16 protein-coding genes are annotated in these 16,301 nt (G+C 65.2%); 9 read left to right on the plus strand and 7 right to left on the minus strand.

What is annotated here, in order from left to right:
* Positions 1-68 precede the first annotated feature (68 nt).
* Genes ShzoTeo12_RS09710 through ShzoTeo12_RS09725 form a run of 4 tightly spaced genes read right to left on the minus strand, consistent with a single transcriptional unit; the run spans position 69 to position 2,401 of the window.
* The gene (locus ShzoTeo12_RS09710; RefSeq protein ID WP_318909453.1) at positions 69-410 is read right to left on the minus strand and encodes a PAAR domain-containing protein; all 342 of its coding nucleotides are present in this window, start codon (positions 408-410) and stop codon (positions 69-71) included.
* A complete protein-coding gene (locus ShzoTeo12_RS09715) occupies positions 407-826 on the minus strand; it encodes an ACT domain-containing protein (protein ID WP_318909454.1) in 420 nt (139 codons plus the stop codon). Before ShzoTeo12_RS09715 ends, ShzoTeo12_RS09710 begins: the two co-directional genes overlap by 4 nt.
* The gene (locus ShzoTeo12_RS09720) at positions 823-1,734 is read right to left on the minus strand and encodes an alpha/beta hydrolase (protein WP_318909455.1); all 912 of its coding nucleotides are present in this window, start codon (positions 1,732-1,734) and stop codon (positions 823-825) included. Before ShzoTeo12_RS09720 ends, ShzoTeo12_RS09715 begins: the two co-directional genes overlap by 4 nt.
* 19 nt (positions 1,735-1,753) lie before the next feature.
* Positions 1,754-2,401: a LysE family translocator gene (locus ShzoTeo12_RS09725; RefSeq protein ID WP_318909456.1), complete on the minus strand. Its 648-nt coding sequence runs from the start codon at positions 2,399-2,401 to the stop codon at positions 1,754-1,756.
* 130 nt (positions 2,402-2,531) lie between these two features.
* Between ShzoTeo12_RS09725 and ShzoTeo12_RS09730 the strand changes: the two genes are divergently transcribed.
* From ShzoTeo12_RS09730 to ShzoTeo12_RS09770, 9 genes are all read left to right on the plus strand, one after another.
* Positions 2,532-3,440: a LysR family transcriptional regulator gene (locus ShzoTeo12_RS09730; protein ID WP_318909458.1), complete on the plus strand. Its 909-nt coding sequence runs from the start codon at positions 2,532-2,534 to the stop codon at positions 3,438-3,440.
* A 75-nt stretch (positions 3,441-3,515) separates the two neighbouring features.
* Complete coding sequence (locus ShzoTeo12_RS09735; protein WP_318909460.1) at positions 3,516-3,944, plus strand: hypothetical protein; 429 nt, start codon at positions 3,516-3,518, stop codon at positions 3,942-3,944.
* A gap of 123 nt (positions 3,945-4,067) precedes the next feature.
* Positions 4,068-5,228, plus strand: coding sequence for an ABC transporter substrate-binding protein (locus ShzoTeo12_RS09740; protein ID WP_318909461.1), 1,161 nt, complete (start codon positions 4,068-4,070; stop codon positions 5,226-5,228).
* Positions 5,229-5,413: 185 nt separating this feature from the next.
* Positions 5,414-6,409 carry an ABC transporter ATP-binding protein gene (locus ShzoTeo12_RS09745; RefSeq protein ID WP_318909463.1) on the plus strand — a complete coding sequence of 332 codons (996 nt, stop codon included), beginning with the start codon at positions 5,414-5,416 and terminating at the stop codon, positions 6,407-6,409.
* Entirely contained in the window at positions 6,406-7,356 is a 951-nt protein-coding gene (locus tag ShzoTeo12_RS09750; RefSeq protein WP_318909464.1) for an ABC transporter permease, read from the plus strand. The genes ShzoTeo12_RS09745 and ShzoTeo12_RS09750 overlap by 4 nt, the downstream gene beginning before the upstream one ends.
* Positions 7,346-8,161, plus strand: a complete 816-nt coding sequence (locus tag ShzoTeo12_RS09755; RefSeq protein ID WP_119257123.1) for an ABC transporter permease — start codon at positions 7,346-7,348, stop codon at positions 8,159-8,161. The genes ShzoTeo12_RS09750 and ShzoTeo12_RS09755 overlap by 11 nt, the downstream gene beginning before the upstream one ends.
* A gap of 23 nt (positions 8,162-8,184) precedes the next feature.
* The gene (locus ShzoTeo12_RS09760) at positions 8,185-9,612 is read left to right on the plus strand and encodes a gamma-aminobutyraldehyde dehydrogenase (RefSeq protein ID WP_242217191.1); all 1,428 of its coding nucleotides are present in this window, start codon (positions 8,185-8,187) and stop codon (positions 9,610-9,612) included.
* A gap of 107 nt (positions 9,613-9,719) precedes the next feature.
* A complete protein-coding gene (locus ShzoTeo12_RS09765) occupies positions 9,720-9,893 on the plus strand; it encodes a DUF1328 domain-containing protein (RefSeq protein WP_119257121.1) in 174 nt (57 codons plus the stop codon).
* A gap of 79 nt (positions 9,894-9,972) precedes the next feature.
* Complete coding sequence (locus ShzoTeo12_RS09770; protein WP_318909469.1) at positions 9,973-10,488, plus strand: hypothetical protein; 516 nt, start codon at positions 9,973-9,975, stop codon at positions 10,486-10,488.
* 18 nt (positions 10,489-10,506) lie between these two features.
* Here the strand turns inward: ShzoTeo12_RS09770 and ShzoTeo12_RS09775 are convergent, their stop codons facing one another.
* Genes ShzoTeo12_RS09775 through ShzoTeo12_RS09785 form a run of 3 tightly spaced genes read right to left on the minus strand, consistent with a single transcriptional unit; the run spans position 10,507 to position 16,237 of the window.
* A complete protein-coding gene (locus ShzoTeo12_RS09775) occupies positions 10,507-11,343 on the minus strand; it encodes an isocitrate lyase/phosphoenolpyruvate mutase family protein (protein WP_318909470.1) in 837 nt (278 codons plus the stop codon).
* Positions 11,343-13,790 (minus strand): FAD-dependent oxidoreductase, encoded by a 2,448-nt coding sequence (locus tag ShzoTeo12_RS09780; protein WP_318909471.1) that lies wholly within the window; start codon positions 13,788-13,790, stop codon positions 11,343-11,345. Before ShzoTeo12_RS09780 ends, ShzoTeo12_RS09775 begins: the two co-directional genes overlap by 1 nt.
* Positions 13,787-16,237 (minus strand): FAD-dependent oxidoreductase, encoded by a 2,451-nt coding sequence (locus ShzoTeo12_RS09785; RefSeq protein WP_318909472.1) that lies wholly within the window; start codon positions 16,235-16,237, stop codon positions 13,787-13,789. The genes ShzoTeo12_RS09780 and ShzoTeo12_RS09785 overlap by 4 nt, the downstream gene beginning before the upstream one ends.
* Positions 16,238-16,301: the final 64 nt, after the last annotated feature.

Raw genomic sequence — 16,301 nt, forward strand, 5'->3', positions numbered from 1 at the left:
GGGGAGAGGGTTAGGGTGAGGGGCAACGCCTCAAGCACGACGGCCAGCGCAGGGCACGTGGCCTTCGCTCAATTCTGCGTGCAGGTCACATCCCCGAGCCGGCTCGCCGATTCCCCCTCGACACTCACCGTCTCTTCGCCGCGCGCCGTGCAATTGCCTTTCTCGCCGACGCCGCTGCGGAACTTCACCATGGGCTGGCCTTCGATCATCACGCTCGGCACGATCTCGTAGAGTTCGGGCGGGCAGTTCACCACGTCGGAAAGGCGCAGCGCCGGGGCGCCGCCGATGAAGACGCTCTTGGAGCCGGACATGGCGCAGGCGGGAATGGGCGCCAGGGCATCGTCGGCAAGAGAGACGGACGGCGCGATGCCGAGGGCCAGGATTACGGCCGAAAAATGCTGGAATTTCATCTGGTTTTTCCCTTTTCACGCGCCGCGCGGGACAGCGCCCGCAGCGTTTCGAGCGCCCGTTCGGCGTCCCGCTCCGGCACGAATATATGGTCGTGATGGAAGGCGGCAACCACATTGGCGCTGATGCCCGCCCTGGTCAGCGCCGTGGCGAAGGCCGCCGTCAGCCCCACCGCTTCGAGTGAGGAATGTACCGTGAGCGTGATCATGCGCATCGGCCCGCTGGCGGAAAGCCCTTCGGCGGCGTCAGCCGGCAGGATCAGCGTGATGCCCTCCTCCTCCCGGAAAAGGCCGATCGGCCCACGCGCAAGATGGGCCGCGATATCGCTGGCCGGCACGCTCGCATAGACGAAGCTGCCCGTCACCAGCGCCGGCTCCATGGTCGCCAGCAGCACGTCGAGATCGGTAACGCCGCTCATGGATTGGCCATCCGGCGCACGGCATCGCAAAGCGCCGCAAAGCCGACCCTCGCGCCATCACTCATGAAACGGGCCCGCAGCCAGGCATGGATCATCTGCTTTTCCTCACGATATTCCACCGGCACGCCGGCAAGGACCAGCCGCGCCGCATAGGCCCGGGCATCGTCACGCAGCGGATCGAAAAAGGCCCCGCTGATGAAGGCCGGCGGCAGGCCGGCGAGACTTTCCGCCCGCAACGGGAAGGCATGTGTCGCGTCCCCCGGCGCCGCATAGACTTCGCGATAATAGGCGACGTCCGCGGTGGAGAGGCCCGGCGCCTTGGCCATTTCCACATAGGAACCGGACACGAGATCGCCGCCGAGGCCCGGATAGATCAATGCCTGCCCGGCTATGCCCTTCAGCCCCACATCACGCGCCTTCAGCACGAGACCGGCCGCGAGATTTCCGCCGGCGCTGTCGCCGATCACGACGACCGGATGGCTCTCCAGCAGAAGCTCGACGAGCACCGCCCAGCAATCATCGAAGGCGGCGGGCCAGACGTGTTCCGGCGAGAGGCGGTAGTCGACCGAGACGAGCTCCGCCCCGGCCGCCTCGGAAATCTCCGCACAAATGGCGTCATGGCTTTCGAGCGAACCGACAACGAAGCCGCCGCCGTGGATGTAGAGGAGCCGTGTTTCGCTCGCCACCTGCGCGGGGCGATAGCGGCGCACCGGAATGCGCTCCGCCACCAGCCCGTCCTGCTTGACCATGCCGGCCGGCGGCGGTGCGTCGAAGGCGGCGCAGAGCGCATCATACCAGGCGCGCTGCTGGATGATGTCGGCATCGACGGCATCGGCAGGATAAAAATCCTCGCAACGTTTGTGGAAGGCGAGAATGCCCGCCTCGGTCGGCACGGGACGATCGGTCATGGCTGGGTTCCGCTGGCGCTCAGGTCTTCTGGAAGGCGAGATTGAGGCCGAGCCCGACGAGGATCGTGCCGCCGACGCGTTGCATGGTCTTCTGCATCCGCGCCGAGCCCTTCACGCGGCTCGCGATGACGCCGGCCAGGAACACGCAGACGATATCGGCCGAGGTGAACATGAGGTTGACGATGGTGCCGAGAACAAGAAGCTGCGCCCAGACCGGCAGGGCCGCCGCGGGATCGACGAACTGCGGCAGGAAGGCGAGGAAGAAGATCGCCGTCTTGGGGTTCAGCACCTCCACGGAAATGCTTTCGACGAAGGCGCGCCAGCCGTTCTTGCGCGCCAGCTCCGCCGGAAGCGCGCCCGCGAGATCGGCCATCGGCTCGGCCTTGGCGCGGAACATGCGCACCCCGAGCCAGACGAGGTAGAGCGCACCGAGCAGCTTGACCGCCAGATAGAGCGCGGGCACGGCATGGAACAGCGCCGTGAGGCCTGCGGCGGCGGCGATCACATGTGCATAGCCGCCGAGGTGGATGCCGAGGCTTGCCATCAGGCCGGAGCGGCGGCCGCGCGCAATCGTCTGCGCCGCCGCGTAGAGCATCGCCGGGCCGGGCATATAGGCGAAGACCGCCGTCGTCACGAAAAAGGCAAGCATCATCTCGAACGGCGGCATATCCTCTCCTCCAGGCCTCGTCTCCTGCCCGCGAGCTTATCGCGGAAATGGCGGGCGGGGAACTCTCGGCGGCATTTCATCCGCAGCCATTCGCCTTGCCTCTCCGCCGCCCGTCCTATTAAGTGCCGCCATGGCTTTCACTTTCCGGCAATTGCAGTATTTCGTCGCCGTCGCGGAACAGGGATCCGTGACGCGGGCGGCGCAGAACCTGTCGATCTCGCAATCCTCGATCACCGAGGCGATCAAGGAACTCGAATCGGATCTCGGCGTCGAGCTTTTCGAGCGCCATCCGCGCGGGCTGACGACGACGCATAACGGCCACCAGTTCCTGCGACATGCGACGAAGATCCTCGCCAATGTCTCGGACGCCCGCCGTTCCTTCTCCGACAACCGGGCGCCGGAAAAGGGCCAGCTCAATCTCGGCGTCACCTCGCTTGTCGCCGGTTACGTGCTGTCGGACCTGCTCTCGCGCTATCGCCGCGCCTTCCCCGGCATCGATGTCAGCGCCATCGAGGACAACGGCTCCTATCTGGAGCACCTGCTGGTCGGCGGGGAACTGGACGTGGCGGTCATGGTCATCTCCAACCTGCGTGACCGCATGGCGCTGCAGGCCGAGATCATCGAGACCTCGCCCTATCGGCTGTGGCTGCCCATCGGGCATCCGCTCGTCTCTGCCGACATCATCTCCGTCAGCGACATCGCCAAGGAGCCGCTGATCATGCTGACGGTGGACGAAATCGAGGAAAATACCGGCAAGCTGCTGAGCGCCCTCGGCGCGAGACCACATGTCGCCTTCCGCACCCGCTCGGTGGAAGCGGTGCGCAGCCTCGTGGCGACGGGCGCGGGCATCGCGCTCCTGCCCGACCTCGTCTACCGCCCCTGGTCGCTGGAAGGCGACCGCATCGAAAGCCGCGACGTCTCCGGTGCGCTGCCGGTGGTGCAGATCGGCATGGTCTGGCGCAAGGGCTCCGGCCTGTCGCAGGCGGCGCGCGATTTCGTGGGACTGGCGGAAGCGCTGAGGAGCGGGCGCGGGCGCTAACGTAAAAGTATATCAAGGAATGCTGAGTAAGCCGGAGATTGAGTTTTTTACTGATCCGGCGCTACGAGACGACTGATGAGAATATTTGTTCGGTTGATAACCATCACGATGACAACGGTCCTTTGCATCGTTGTTTTCAGCGCCCTGTTCGAGTTCCTGAACGCACTGCCGAATCTCTCCTGGACGCTGCAGCCCCAACGTGGTGAGCTACCTTTTTACTCTGCCTTGCTCTGGGGGGCGGTGCTTCGCGCACCGGGTTATATCGTCACCGGCACGGTCCCGCTGCTGGCCATTCTTTCCGTCTTCGAATGGCGAGCGATAGGAAACCGATGGGCCTACCTTCTCCTCTGGTCGGTGGCCGGAATTTTCGTTACCTGCCTGCTGTTCCTGTGGCTTCAGCCGTCCCGCCTCCTCGCCGCGGCCATAGCCGGCTGCGCCGCGGGTTCCCTATACTGGCTCCTTGCCGGCCGTCGTGCGGGATTTGCGCCACGAAACGACAATTAACTTCACCATTCGGAATTTCCGATACCGGCATTCTGATTAATGAATTTGCGAAAGCGGCGAAATCGCGGCACCTTTCCTTTCGGGAACAATACCGCTCAAAGCGGATCAAACCGGGAGACTGTCATGAAGCGACTTCTGCATTCCTGCACCGCGCTTACCCTTTCGCTCGCCTTCACCACCGCCGCCATCGCCCAGGAGCCGCTGAAGGAACTTGGCCCCGGTGAGGGCGAGGTCTCCATCGTCGCCTGGGCCGGCTATATCGAGCGCGGCGAGACGGACAAGGCCTATGACTGGGTCACCGACTTCGAGAAGAAGACGAGCTGCAAGGTGACGGTGAAGACCGCCGCGACCTCGGACGAAATGGTCGCGCTGATGAACGAAGGCGGTTTCGACCTCGTCACCGCCTCGGGCGACGCCTCGCTCCGCCTCGTCGCGGGCAAGCGCGTCCAGCCGATCAACATCGACCTCATCCCCAGCTGGAAGACCCTCGACGAGCGCCTGCAGAACGCGCCCTGGTACACGGTGAACGGCGTCCACTACGGCACGCCCTATCTCTGGGGGCCGAACGTCCTGATGTACAACACCGAAGCCTTCAAGGGCGAGGCGCCGAAGAGCTGGAAAGTCGTCTTCGAGGAAATGACGCTGCCGGACGGCAAGTCCAACAAGGGCCGCGTGCAGGCCTATGACGGCCCGATCCACATCGCGGACGCCGCCCAGTACCTGATGGCGCACAAGCCGGAACTCGGTATCAAGAGCCCCTACGAGCTGAACGAAGACCAGTACAAGGCCGCGCTCGACCTCCTGCGCGTCCAGCGCACGCTCGTCGGCCGCTACTGGCACGACGCGATGATCCAGATCGACGATTTCAAGAACGAAGGCGTCGTCGCCTCGGGCTCTTGGCCGTTCCAGGTCAACCTGATGAAATCGGAAGGCCAGCCGATCGCCTCGACCTTCCCGGAAGAGGGCGTGACCGGCTGGGCCGACACCACCATGCTGCATGCCGAAAGCCAGCACCCCAACTGCGCCTATATGTGGATGGAGCATTCGCTTTCGGCCAAGGTGCAGGGTGACGCGGCCGCCTGGTTCGGCGCGGTTCCCTCCGTTCCGGCTGCCTGCAAGGGCAATGCGCTGCTGACCGACGAAGGCTGCTCGACCAACGGCTACGACAACTTCGACAAGATCGCCTTCTGGCGCACGCCGACGACCAAGTGCGAAAGCCAGAGCGAGTGCGTACCCTATCACCGCTGGGTCTCCGACTATATCGGCGTCATCGGCGGTCGCTGAGAACAGCCCCTCACCCTAACCCTCTCCCCGTAAACGGGGAGAGGGAACGTGCCCCACGACAGGTTTCGCTTCGACGGCAGAAGGCCGCAGCGGAAAACGCCTCTTCGTGCCTCCTTCTCCTCGCCTGCGGGGAGAAGGTGCCGGCAGGCGGATGAGGGGCGGAACACAAAACACCGGGAGCCCCCATGACCGCCGTCCTGTTCCAGCAAGTATCCCGCCACTTCGGCGCCGTGCGCGCCGTCGACAGCGTGGATCTCGCCATTGCCGAGGGCGAGTTCTTCGCCATGCTCGGCCCGTCCGGCTCCGGCAAGACGACCTGCCTGCGCCTGATGGCCGGCTTCGAGCAGCCGACCTCGGGCCATATCGAGATCTTCGGCGAGACGGCCGAGGGCGTGCCGCCCTACCGGCGCAACGTCAACACGGTGTTCCAGGACTACGCCCTCTTCCCGCATCTCTCGATCCTCGAGAACGTCGCCTATGGTCTGATGGTCAAGGGCGTCGGCAAGGCCGAGCGGCTGAAGGCGGCGGAAGAGGCGCTCGCCATGGTGAAGCTGCCCGGCTACGGCACGCGCCGCCCCGGCCAGCTCTCCGGCGGCCAGCGCCAGCGCGTGGCGCTCGCCCGCGCCCTCGTCAATCGCCCCCGCGTGCTCCTCCTCGATGAACCGCTCGGCGCGCTCGACCTCAAGCTGCGCGAGCAGATGCAGGAAGAGCTGAAATCGCTGCAGAAATCCCTCGGCATCACCTTCGTCTTCGTCACGCACGACCAGGGCGAGGCGCTGTCGATGGCCGACCGCATCGCCGTCTTCAGCGACGGCAGGATCCAGCAGCTCGGCACGCCGGAAGAGGTCTACAAGCGGCCGCAGACGCGCTTCGTCGCCGATTTCGTCGGCTCCTCCAACGTGCTGCCGCCGGACTTCGTGGACGGCCTCGGCTATGGCAGGCACTATGCCAGCCTGCGTCCCGAGGACATAGCGCTCGGCGAGGCGCCCGGCCGCAAGCAGTTCACCGGCCGCGTGACGGCCGCAAGCTTCCTCGGCGCGGCGAACCGCGTCACGGTGGAGGCGAACGGCGCGCGCGTCGCCGCCATGCTGCCGGCCTCCATCGCGGTACCCGCCGAGGGCGAGACCGTCACCCTCTCCTTCCTGCCGCAGGACCTGCACACCATGGACGGCGCCCAATGAGCACCGTCACCGACACCTCCATCCTCGCGCGCCGGCAGGGCGCCTTCGGGCGGCTCTCGGATTTCTTCTGGCGCAATCCGGGCATCCTGCTGCTCCTGATGCTGACGCCGCCGCTGCTCTGGCTCGGCGTCATCTATCTCGGCTCGCTCTTCGCGCTGCTCCTGCAGAGCTTCTTCTCGATCGACGACTTCTCCGGGCTGATCAATTACGAGTTCACGCTCGCCACCTACAAGCAGCTCCTCATACCCTCGAACTTCGACATCATCCTGCGCACCGTGCTGATGGCGGTGCTGGTGACGATAGCGTCAGCGATCATCGCCTTCCCCATTGCCTATTACGCGGCGCGCTATGCCAAGGGAAAATGGAAGGTCATCTTCTATCTCGGCGTCATGCTGCCGCTGTGGTCGAGCTATCTCGTGAAAATCTATGCCTGGAAGCTGATCCTTGCCAAGGAAGGCATCCTCACCTGGTTCTTCGCCAAGCTGCACCTGCTGTGGCTGCTCGATGCGTGGCTTGCCCTTCCGGTCGTCGGCGGTTCCTCGCTCTCGATCAGCTATACCGGCACCTTCATTGTCTTCATCTATGTCTGGATGCCCTTCATGATCCTGCCGATCCAGGCTTCGCTGGAGCGCGTGCCGGGCAACCTGATCGAGGCATCCGCCGATCTCGGCGGCAATCCCGGCCAGACTTTCCGCTACGTGCTCTTCCCGCTGGCGCTGCCCGGCATCATCGCCGGCTCCATCTTCACCTTCTCGCTGACGCTGGGCGACTACATCATTCCGCAGATCATCGGCTCGTCGCGACTGTTCATCGGCCAGGCGGTCTATGCCCAGCAGGGCACGGCCGGCAACATCCCGCTGGCCGCCGCCTTCTCCGTCGTGCCGATCGTCATCATGGGCCTCTATCTCTGGATGGCCAAGCGGCAGGGAGCCTTCGATGCGCTCTGACAAGAACACCTCCGCCCCGCTCGGCCTGAAGATTGCAGCCGGCGCCGGCCTTGCCTTCCTGCACCTGCCGATCCTGCTCATCTTCCTCTATGCGTTCACCACGGAGGAAAAGAGCTACCAGTTCCCGCCGCCCGGCTATACGCTGCAATGGTTCGCCGTCGCCTGGAACCGGCCGGATGTCTGGGAGGCGATGGGGCTTTCCGTCCGCGTCGCGTCGATCTCGACGGCCGTCGCCCTCGTGCTCGGCACGCTCTGCGCCGCCGCCGTTTCCCGCACGCGCTTCTTCGGCCGTGAGACTGTCTCGCTGCTGGTGATCCTGCCCATCGCGCTTCCCGGCATCATCACCGGCATCGCGCTGCGCTCGGCCTTCTCCTTCGCGGAGATCCCCTTCTCCTTCTGGACCATCGTGCTCGGCCACGCGACCTTCTGCGTCGTGGTCGTCTACAACAACGCCGTCGCCCGCTTCCGCCGCATCTCCGGCTCGCTGATCGAAGCCTCGATGGACCTCGGCGCCGACAGCTTCCAGACGTTCCGCTACGTCATCCTGCCGAATATTGGCACGGCGCTGCTCGCCGGCGGGATGCTCGCCTTCGCGCTGTCCTTCGACGAGGTGATCGTCACCACCTTCACCGCCGGCCAGCAATCCACCCTGCCGATCTGGATGCTGGAAGAACTCGTGCGCCCCCGCCAGCGGCCCGTGACGAACGTCGTCGCCATGGTGGTCGTGCTCGTCACCTTCCTGCCGATCCTCGGCGCCTACTACCTCACCCGCGACGGCGACCAGGTCGCCGGCGGCGGCAAATGAACCAAACGACAAGGGAGAACATCATGGACACCCAGATGCTGATCGGCTCGCGCTTCGAGGCCGGCACCGAGGCGGAAGAGCACATCCTGAACCCGAAGACCGGCGGCAAGATCGTCGACCTGCCCGAGGCGTCCCACGCGCAGATCGATGCCGCCGTCGATGCCGCCGAGAAGGCCTTCGTTTCCTGGGCGACCACGACGCCCGCCGAACGCTCCGGCTATCTCCTGCGCATCGCCGACGCCATCGAGAAGGACGCCGATGCCTTCGCCGCGCTCGAATCCCTCAACTGCGGCAAGCCGATCAACGCGGCCCGCAACGACGAGCTGCCCGCCATCGTCGACTGCTGGCGCTTCTTCGCCGGCGCGATCCGCTCGCTGCATGCGCCCGTCGCCGCCGAGTATCTGCCCGGCTTCACCTCCATGGTGCGCCGCGACCCGGTCGGCATCGTCGGCTCCATCGCGCCGTGGAACTATCCGCTGATGATGATGGCCTGGAAGCTCGCCCCCGCCATTGCCGGCGGCAACACCGTCGTCTTCAAGCCCTCCGAACAGACGCCGCTGACGGCGCTGAAGATGGCGAAGCTCTTGGCCGACATCCTGCCGGAAGGCGTGGTCAACATCGTGCTCGGTCGCGGCGAGACGGTCGGCAACGCGCTGATCAACCATCCGAAGATCAACATGGTCTCCATTACCGGCGACGTCGCCACCGGCAAGAAGGTGCTGGCTGCCGCCGCCAAGACCGTCAAGCGCACCCATCTGGAACTCGGCGGCAAGGCCCCGGTCGTCGTCTTCGACGATGCCGATCTCGAAGCCGTCGTCTCCGGCATCCGCGCCTTCGGCTACTACAATGCCGGGCAGGACTGCACCGCCGCCTGCCGTATCTATGCGCAGGACGGTATCTACGAGAAGCTGGTCGCCGACCTCTCCGCCGCCGTCTCGACCATCAAGTACAACGACCCCGACGATACGCAGAACGAGATCGGCCCGCTGATCTCCAAGCGCCAGCGCGACCGGGTGGCGAGCTTCGTCGAGCGCGCCGCCGAGGTGAAGCATATCGAGATCACCGCGGGCGGCCGCCCCGGCAGCGACGACGGCTACTTCTTCCAGCCGACGGTCGTGGCCGGCGCGACGCAGGACGACGAGATCGTGCGCCGCGAGGTCTTCGGCCCGGTCGTCTCCGTCACCCGCTTCTCCGATGCCGAGCAGGCCATCGGCTGGGCCAACGACAGCGACTACGGCCTCGCCTCTTCCGTCTGGACGAAGGATATCGGCAAGGCGATGAAGGCGGCCTCCCGCCTGCAATACGGCTGCACCTGGATCAACACCCACTTCATGCTGACGACCGAAATGCCCCATGGCGGCGTCAAGCAGTCGGGCTACGGCAAGGATATGTCGATCTACGCGCTGGAGGACTACACCGCTGTCCGCCACGTCATGATCAACCACGGCTGATCCTCCCCGCCGCCCTCGCGCGCGGCCACCCGCCGGGGCGTCTCCAGCGCCCCGGAACTTTCTTGCCCTTCACGCGTCTTGCCTTCCATCAAACAGGAGGCACCGCCATGCTGAAATGGGCCTTGATTTTCCTCGTCATCTCACTGATCGCCGGCTTCCTTGGTTTTTCCGGCGTATCGGCCGCGACGGCCACCATCGCGAAGGTCCTCTTCGTGATCGCGCTCGTCATCTTCCTGATTTTCCTGGTTCTTGCCCTGATGGCCGGCAGCGCCGTGGTCTGAGACCGTTCAAGGCGATTTGAAGCCGAATACCCTTCCGGCCGCCCGTCGCGCAGGCTATACCAGTCCCAGGAGGACGGGGATGATCTGGGCATTCGCGGTCGCGGCGGCGGCCATTCTGTATCTCGCATTGCGCTTCCGGCGCTTCCAAAGCTGGGTTGAACCCGTTCTGACCATCGTGGTCGCCATCGGCCTTGCCGGCGCGCTTCTCGTCTGGTTCGTCGACGAGCGGGCGCCGTCGAGCGATCCCGCGACACCCGGCAGCACGGCAGCGGCGCTTACCGCCGACGACGTTTCCCTCTCCGAAATGCAGGCGAGCGTCGGCCAGACCAAGACGAGCTACCGCGTCACCGGCCGCCTCACGAATAAAGGCGCGGTGCCGCTGCAATCCTTCCGGCTCGACGTGGTGCTCTCCGATTGCCCGAACGGCACCTGCCGGGAGGCCGGTCGCGACAGCGCGCTGGTCGTGCTGCGCGTGCTGCCGGGCGAAAGCCAGGCCTTCAGCACCTTCGCCGTCTTCCCCGGCCTCGACCTCACCCCCGTCACGACGCCCGAATTCGACTTCGGCGTCAGGGACGTGCGCGCCGCCACCCGCTAGGCATTACACGGAAAAAGATCAATCCGCCTCGCCGGCGCCGGCTGTCAGCATCCGGTTGATGGCATCGCCGGACGCCGCAGCTGAGAGTTTCGCGAAGCTGCCGTCCTTGAGGATGGCGTCCATCTGCTCGGCGATGGCGGCGTGGGTGACGCGGGCGATCGTCGAGCCGAGCGAGATGCGGCGCACGCCGATATCGGCGAATTGCGGCACCGTGAGCTGGCGCAGCGGCCCGGCGGCAAGCGCGTTGACGGGCTTCGAGACGGAGGCGAGCACGCGCTTCAACTCCTCGACGCCCGGCGGCACCGGGACATAGAGCAGATCCGCCCCGGCCTTTTCGAAGGCCTGAATGCGGCGAATGGCTTCATCCAGATCGTAGACGCCGTTCATCACGCCGTCGGCGCGGGCGCAGAGGATGAAGGGCCGGCCGAGCGAGCGGGCGGCGTCAGCGGCGGCGCGGATGCGCTCGACGGCGAGGTCGAAGGCATAGGCCGGGTTGCCGTCCACCATCTGCGTGTCTTCGATCGAGCAGCCGGAAAGGCCGACTTCGGCCGCAAGGCGGATCGTTTCGGCCACATCGTCGGGTGCATCGGCAAAGCCATTCTCGAAATCGCCCGAGACGGGAAGCGGCGTGGCGCGGACGATATCCTCAGCGTGTTTCAGCGATTCCTCGCGCGTCACCCGGCCCATGTCGGGCCGGCCGAGCGTGAAGGCGAAGCCGGCGGAAGTGGTGGCGAGCGCGACGGCCCCGGCCGCCGCCATCATGCGGGCCGAACCCATGTCCCACGGATTGGGGATGACGAAGCAGCCCGACTGGTGCAGGTCATGGAACCGTTGATGGCGTTCGGCAAGGTTCATCAGGCGCGCACCCTCTCGGCTTTCGGATCGTACATCGGCGCGAGCGAGGCTTCCGCCTTCACCCGCACGCCGGCGATCTCGATCTCGTATTGCGAGGCGAGGATATCCGTCTCGCTTTCGCCTTCCGAGGGAACGTAGCCCATGCCGATGGCCCCGCCAAGGGCATGGCCGTAATTGCCCGAGGTGACGGTGGAGACGATCTTCCCGTCACGCACCAGCGCCTCGTTGTGGAAGAGCAAAGGCTCGGGATCGGTGAGGCGGAACTGCACCATGCGGCGCTTCAGCCCCTCCTCCTGCTTGCGCAGAACCGCGTCGCGGCCGATGAAATCACCCTTCTTCGTGCGCACGGCAAAGCCGAGGCCGGCTTCCAGAACGTGATCCTCGTCGGTGATGTCGTGGCCGAAATGGCGGTAGGCCTTTTCGATGCGGCAGCTATCGAGCGTGTGCAGGCCGCAGAGCTTCAGGCCGACATCGGCCCCGGCCGCCTCCAGCGCCTCGAAGACATGGGCGGTCTGGTCGGTGGAGACGTAAAGCTCCCAGCCGAGTTCGCCGACATAGGTAACGCGGTGGGCGCGGGCGAGGCCCATGCCGATCTCGATCTCCCGGGCGGTCGCGAAGGGGTGATGGGCGTTGGAGAAGTCGTTGGGGCTGACCTTCTGCATGAGGTCGCGCGCCTTCGGTCCCATGACGCAGAGCACGCTTTCGGCCGCCGTGACATCGGTGATGACGACGAACTCGTCGGCAAGATGCTTGCGCAGCCAGGCGAGGTCGCGCTGGAGCGTCGCGCCGGGCACAACGAGGAAGAAGGCGGTTTCCGAAAGGCGCGTCACCGTCAGGTCGCTCTCGATGCCGCCGCGGGCATTGAGCATCTGGGTATAGACGATCTTGCCGGGGGCGACGTCCATCTGGTTGGCGCAGAGCCTTTGCAGGAAGGCGAGCGCATCGCGGCCTTCCACACGGATCTTGCCGAAGGAGGTCATGTCGAAGAGGCCGACGCCGTTGCGGACGGCAAGATGCTCTTCCTTCTGGTTCTCGAACCAGTTCTGCCGCTTCCAGGAATAGCGGTATTCCCGCTCCTGCCCTTCCTTCGCGAACCAGTTGGCGCGCTCCCAGCCGGCGACCTCGCCAAAGACCGCCCCGCGCGCCTTCAGGTGCTCGTGCAGCGGCGAGCGGCGTACGCCGCGCGCCGTCGCCATCTGGCGATAGGGGAAGTGATCGGCATAGAGCAGGCCGAGCGTCTCGGAGACGCGGTCCTTGAGATAGGTGCGGTTCTTCTGGAACGGCTGGGCGCGGCGGATGTCCACCTCCCAGAGGTCGAAGGGCGGCTCGCCGTCGTTCATCCACTGGGCGAGCGCCATGCCCGCGCCGCCGGAGGAGACGATGCCGATGGAATTGTAGCCGGCGGCGACCCAGTAGCCCTTCAGTTCCGGGGCTTCGCCGAGATAATAGCGGTCGTCGGGCGTAAAGCTCTCCGGGCCGTTGAAGAAGGTGTGGATGCCGGCGGTTTCCAGCATCGGCAGGCGGTTGATGGCATTTTCGAGGATCGGCTGGAAGTGGTCGAAATCCTCCGGCAACTGGTCGAAGCAGAAGTCCTCGCTGATGCCGTCCATGCCCCAGGGCTTGGCCTTCAGCTCGAAGGCGCCGATCAGCATCTTGCCGGCGTCCTCCTTGTAATAGGTGCACTCGTCCGGCACGCGCAGCACCGGCAGGCGCTGGAGGTTCGGGATCGGTTCCGTGACAATGTAGAAATGCTCGCAGGCATGCAGAGGCAGCGTGACGCCCGACATATCGGCGAGCGTGCGCCCCCACATGCCGGCGGCGTTGACGACATTATCGGTCTCGATGGTGAAGGTCTCACCGTTCTGCTCGCAGGTAACGCCCGTCACCCGGCCGTCCTTCGTCAGCACCGACGTCACCTTGACGTTCTCGATGACGGTCGCGCCGTTCTGCCGCGCGCCCTTGGCAAGCGCCATGGCAATATTGGCGGGGTCGCATTGGCCGTCGAGCGGTAGGTGCACGGCAGCCTTCACATCCGCCGTGTTGAGGTGCGGATAGAGCCCCTTCACTTCGTCCACGCTGATCTCGCGCACGTCGATATCGAAGGCGCGGGCGAGCGAGGCCTGGCGGTAGATTTCCTCCTTGCGCTCTTCGGTGAGCGCCACGGTCATCGAGCCGCACTGGCGCATGCCGGTGCCGATGCCGGTCTCGGCCTCGAGCTTGACGTAGAGGTCGGCGGAATATTTGGCGAGGCGCGTCATGTTCTGCGAGGCGCGGAGCTGGCCGATGAGGCCGGCGGCGTGCCATGTCGTGCCTGACGTGAGCTGCTTGCGCTCCAGCAGCACCACATCCGTCCAGCCGAGCTTGGCGAGGTGATAGGCGACCGAGCAGCCGGAGACGCCGCCGCCGATGATGACGGCTCTCGCCTTGGAGGGAATGGGCTTCGTCATGCGCGCAGTCTTTCATTGTTGGGATCGAAGAGCGGGCCGTCCGGCTGGACGGTCGCCTTGAAGCGGTCGCCGTAGATTTCCACCTCGATTTCCGTGCCGGGCACGGTAAGGTCGGCGCGCAGCATGCCGAGCGCGATGGATTTGCCGGTGCGGTAGCCCCAATTGCCCGAGGTCGTCTCGCCGACGACCTTGCCGCCGTGCCAGAGCGTCGACATGTAGGGCGCGTCGCACTCGCCGGCTTCCACCGTCAGCGTCACGAACCGCTTGGTGACGCCCTGCTGCTTCTCGCGCTCCAGCGCCGGCTTGCCCTTGAAGTCGGGCTTGGTCCAGTCGACGAAACGGTCGAGGCCGCCCTGCAGGATCGTGTAGTCGGTCGAAAGATCGCCCTTCCACGCGCGGTAGCCCTTCTCGATGCGCAGGCTGTCCAGCGCCTCCATGCCGAAAGGCTTCAGGCCATGCTTCTGCCCCGCCGCCCACACGGCATCGAAGATGGCGGCGGTGTCCTCGATCTTCGTGTGGATTTCCCAGCCGAGTTCGCCGGCGAAGGAGACGCGCACGAGCTGGCACCAGCGGCCGGCGATCTGGCAACTCTGGTGCGTCAGCCAGCCCTTGGAAAGGTCGGCATCGGACACGTCGGCGAGGATGGCGCGGGAATTCGGGCCGGAAAGAATCTGGCAGGAGAAGCTATCCGTCACGTCATCAATGGTGAAGGCGGCGTCCTTGGGAAGATGCTTCATCAGCCATTCGAAATCGTGCCACTGGGCGGTCGCGGCGGTGATGAGGAAGAAGAAGTCCTCGTCCAGCATCATGACGGACATTTCCGTGACGATGCGGCCCTTGTCGTCGGAGAAATAGGCAAGGCCTATGCGGCCGGGCTTCGGCACCTTGCCGGTGATGAGCGAAGAGAGCCACGCCGTCGCGCCTTCCCCCTTCACGCGGAAGCGTGAGAATCCGGGAAGGTCGAGAATGCCGGCGGCCTCGGTAACGGCGCGGCACTCCTCCTCGATGCGCGGACGCCACGGCCCCTCGCGGTTCCAGGTCTGGGTGGATTCTTCCGAAAGATCGTCGCCGGGCTTCGCATACCAGTTGGCGCGCTCCCAGCCGTTATAGGGCTTGAACTGGCCGCCGAGCGCCTTGATGCGGTCGTGGATCGGCGAGAGCTTCCTGTCCCGGCCCGCCGGCCATGCATGCTTGGGGAAGTGCATCGCATATTCGTGGCCGTAGATTTCCATGCCCTTGGCGATGCAATAGTCCTTGTCGGCGGCAAAGCTGGTGTAGCGGCGCGGATCGCAGGACCACATGTCCCATTCCGTCTCGCCTTCCGTGACCCATTCCGCCAGCACCTTGCCGGCCCCGCCCGCCTGACAGATGCCGAAGGTGAAGACGCAGGCCTCGAACGCGTTCGGCACGCCCGGCATCGGGCCGATCAGCGGATTGCCGTCGGGCGCATAGGGAATGGGGCCGTTGATCATGCGCGACAGGCCCGCCGTGCCGAGGATCGGCACGCGCTCCACGGCGTCGTTGAGATACCATTCGAGGCGGTCGAGATCATCGGGGAAGAGCTGGAAGGAGAAATCGTCCGGCATCGGATCGTCAGGCGTCACCCAATGCGCCTTGCAGTTCCGCTCGTAGGGGCCGAGATTCATGCCCGTCTTTTCCTGACGGAGATAATAGGACGAGTCCACGTCGCGCAGCAGCGGCAGCTTGTGCCCGGCCTCCCGCGACCATGCGGCAAGCTCGGGGATTTCCTCGAAGAGAATGTACTGGTGGCTCATCACCATCATCGGCACGTCGCGGCCGAACCACTTTCCCACCTCGCGGGCATAGTAGCCGGCGGCGTTGACCACCTTCTCGCAGCGGATTTCGCCCTGTGGCGTGGAGATCACCCACTCCTCCCCCTCGCGCCGGGCACCGGTGGCGGGACAGAAGCGGAAGATCTTCGCGCCCATGTCGCGCGCGCCTTTTGCCAAGGCTTGCGTGAGCTGTGCGGGATCGATGTCGCCATCATTGGGATCGTAAAGCGCACCGGTAAGGTCGTGCGTTTCGAGGAAGGGATACCTGCCCCGCATCTCGTCGGGCGTCAGGATGTCGAGGTCCATGCCCTGGTAGCGGCCCATGCCGACGACGCGCTTGAACTCCTGCAACCGCTCCTTCGAATGGCCGAGGCGGATCGAGCCGGTGACATGGTAGTTCATGGGGTAGTCGACCAGTTCGCCAAGCTCCCGGTAGAGCGAGGCGGAATAGCGCTGCATGTTCATGATCGACCAGGAGGAGGAGAAGGTCGGCACGTTGCCGGCGGCATGCCATGTCGAGCCGGCGGTCAGCTCGTTCTTCTCGAGCAGCACGCAATCGGTCCATCCGGCCTTGGCCAGATGATAGAGGGCGGATGCGCCGACAGCGCCTCCACCGATGATGACGACACGGGCATGGCTTGGCAGTGCGGACATTCTCGATCCCCTTATTCGACGGGAATTTGTGGCAACCAAAGCGCCGGGGGACAAGCGGAGGATT

Origin of the sequence: Shinella zoogloeoides (genome assembly GCF_033705735.1) — a bacterium.
Taxonomy (GTDB): domain Bacteria; phylum Pseudomonadota; class Alphaproteobacteria; order Rhizobiales; family Rhizobiaceae; genus Shinella; species Shinella zoogloeoides_A.

Excerpts from the sequence above, each read along its gene's own strand:
- ShzoTeo12_RS09775 (WP_318909470.1), bottom strand. The coding sequence starts at position 11,343 with ATGAACCTTGCCGAACGCCATCAACGGTTCCATGACCTGCACCAGTCG.
- ShzoTeo12_RS09715 (WP_318909454.1), bottom strand. The coding sequence starts at position 826 with ATGAGCGGCGTTACCGATCTCGACGTGCTGCTGGCGACCATGGAGCCG.
- ShzoTeo12_RS09710 (WP_318909453.1), bottom strand. The coding sequence starts at position 410 with ATGAAATTCCAGCATTTTTCGGCCGTAATCCTGGCCCTCGGCATCGCG.
- ShzoTeo12_RS09760 (WP_242217191.1), top strand. The coding sequence starts at position 8,185 with ATGGACACCCAGATGCTGATCGGCTCGCGCTTCGAGGCCGGCACCGAG.
- ShzoTeo12_RS09740 (WP_318909461.1), top strand. The coding sequence starts at position 4,068 with ATGAAGCGACTTCTGCATTCCTGCACCGCGCTTACCCTTTCGCTCGCC.
- ShzoTeo12_RS09730 (WP_318909458.1), top strand. The coding sequence starts at position 2,532 with ATGGCTTTCACTTTCCGGCAATTGCAGTATTTCGTCGCCGTCGCGGAA.
- ShzoTeo12_RS09720 (WP_318909455.1), bottom strand. The coding sequence starts at position 1,734 with ATGACCGATCGTCCCGTGCCGACCGAGGCGGGCATTCTCGCCTTCCAC.
- ShzoTeo12_RS09735 (WP_318909460.1), top strand. The coding sequence starts at position 3,516 with ATGAGAATATTTGTTCGGTTGATAACCATCACGATGACAACGGTCCTT.
- ShzoTeo12_RS09770 (WP_318909469.1), top strand. The coding sequence starts at position 9,973 with ATGATCTGGGCATTCGCGGTCGCGGCGGCGGCCATTCTGTATCTCGCA.
- ShzoTeo12_RS09780 (WP_318909471.1), bottom strand. The coding sequence starts at position 13,790 with ATGACGAAGCCCATTCCCTCCAAGGCGAGAGCCGTCATCATCGGCGGC.
- ShzoTeo12_RS09725 (WP_318909456.1), bottom strand. The coding sequence starts at position 2,401 with ATGCCGCCGTTCGAGATGATGCTTGCCTTTTTCGTGACGACGGCGGTC.
- ShzoTeo12_RS09765 (WP_119257121.1), top strand. The coding sequence starts at position 9,720 with ATGCTGAAATGGGCCTTGATTTTCCTCGTCATCTCACTGATCGCCGGC.
- ShzoTeo12_RS09755 (WP_119257123.1), top strand. The coding sequence starts at position 7,346 with ATGCGCTCTGACAAGAACACCTCCGCCCCGCTCGGCCTGAAGATTGCA.
- ShzoTeo12_RS09745 (WP_318909463.1), top strand. The coding sequence starts at position 5,414 with ATGACCGCCGTCCTGTTCCAGCAAGTATCCCGCCACTTCGGCGCCGTG.
- ShzoTeo12_RS09785 (WP_318909472.1), bottom strand. The coding sequence starts at position 16,237 with ATGTCCGCACTGCCAAGCCATGCCCGTGTCGTCATCATCGGTGGAGGC.
- ShzoTeo12_RS09750 (WP_318909464.1), top strand. The coding sequence starts at position 6,406 with ATGAGCACCGTCACCGACACCTCCATCCTCGCGCGCCGGCAGGGCGCC.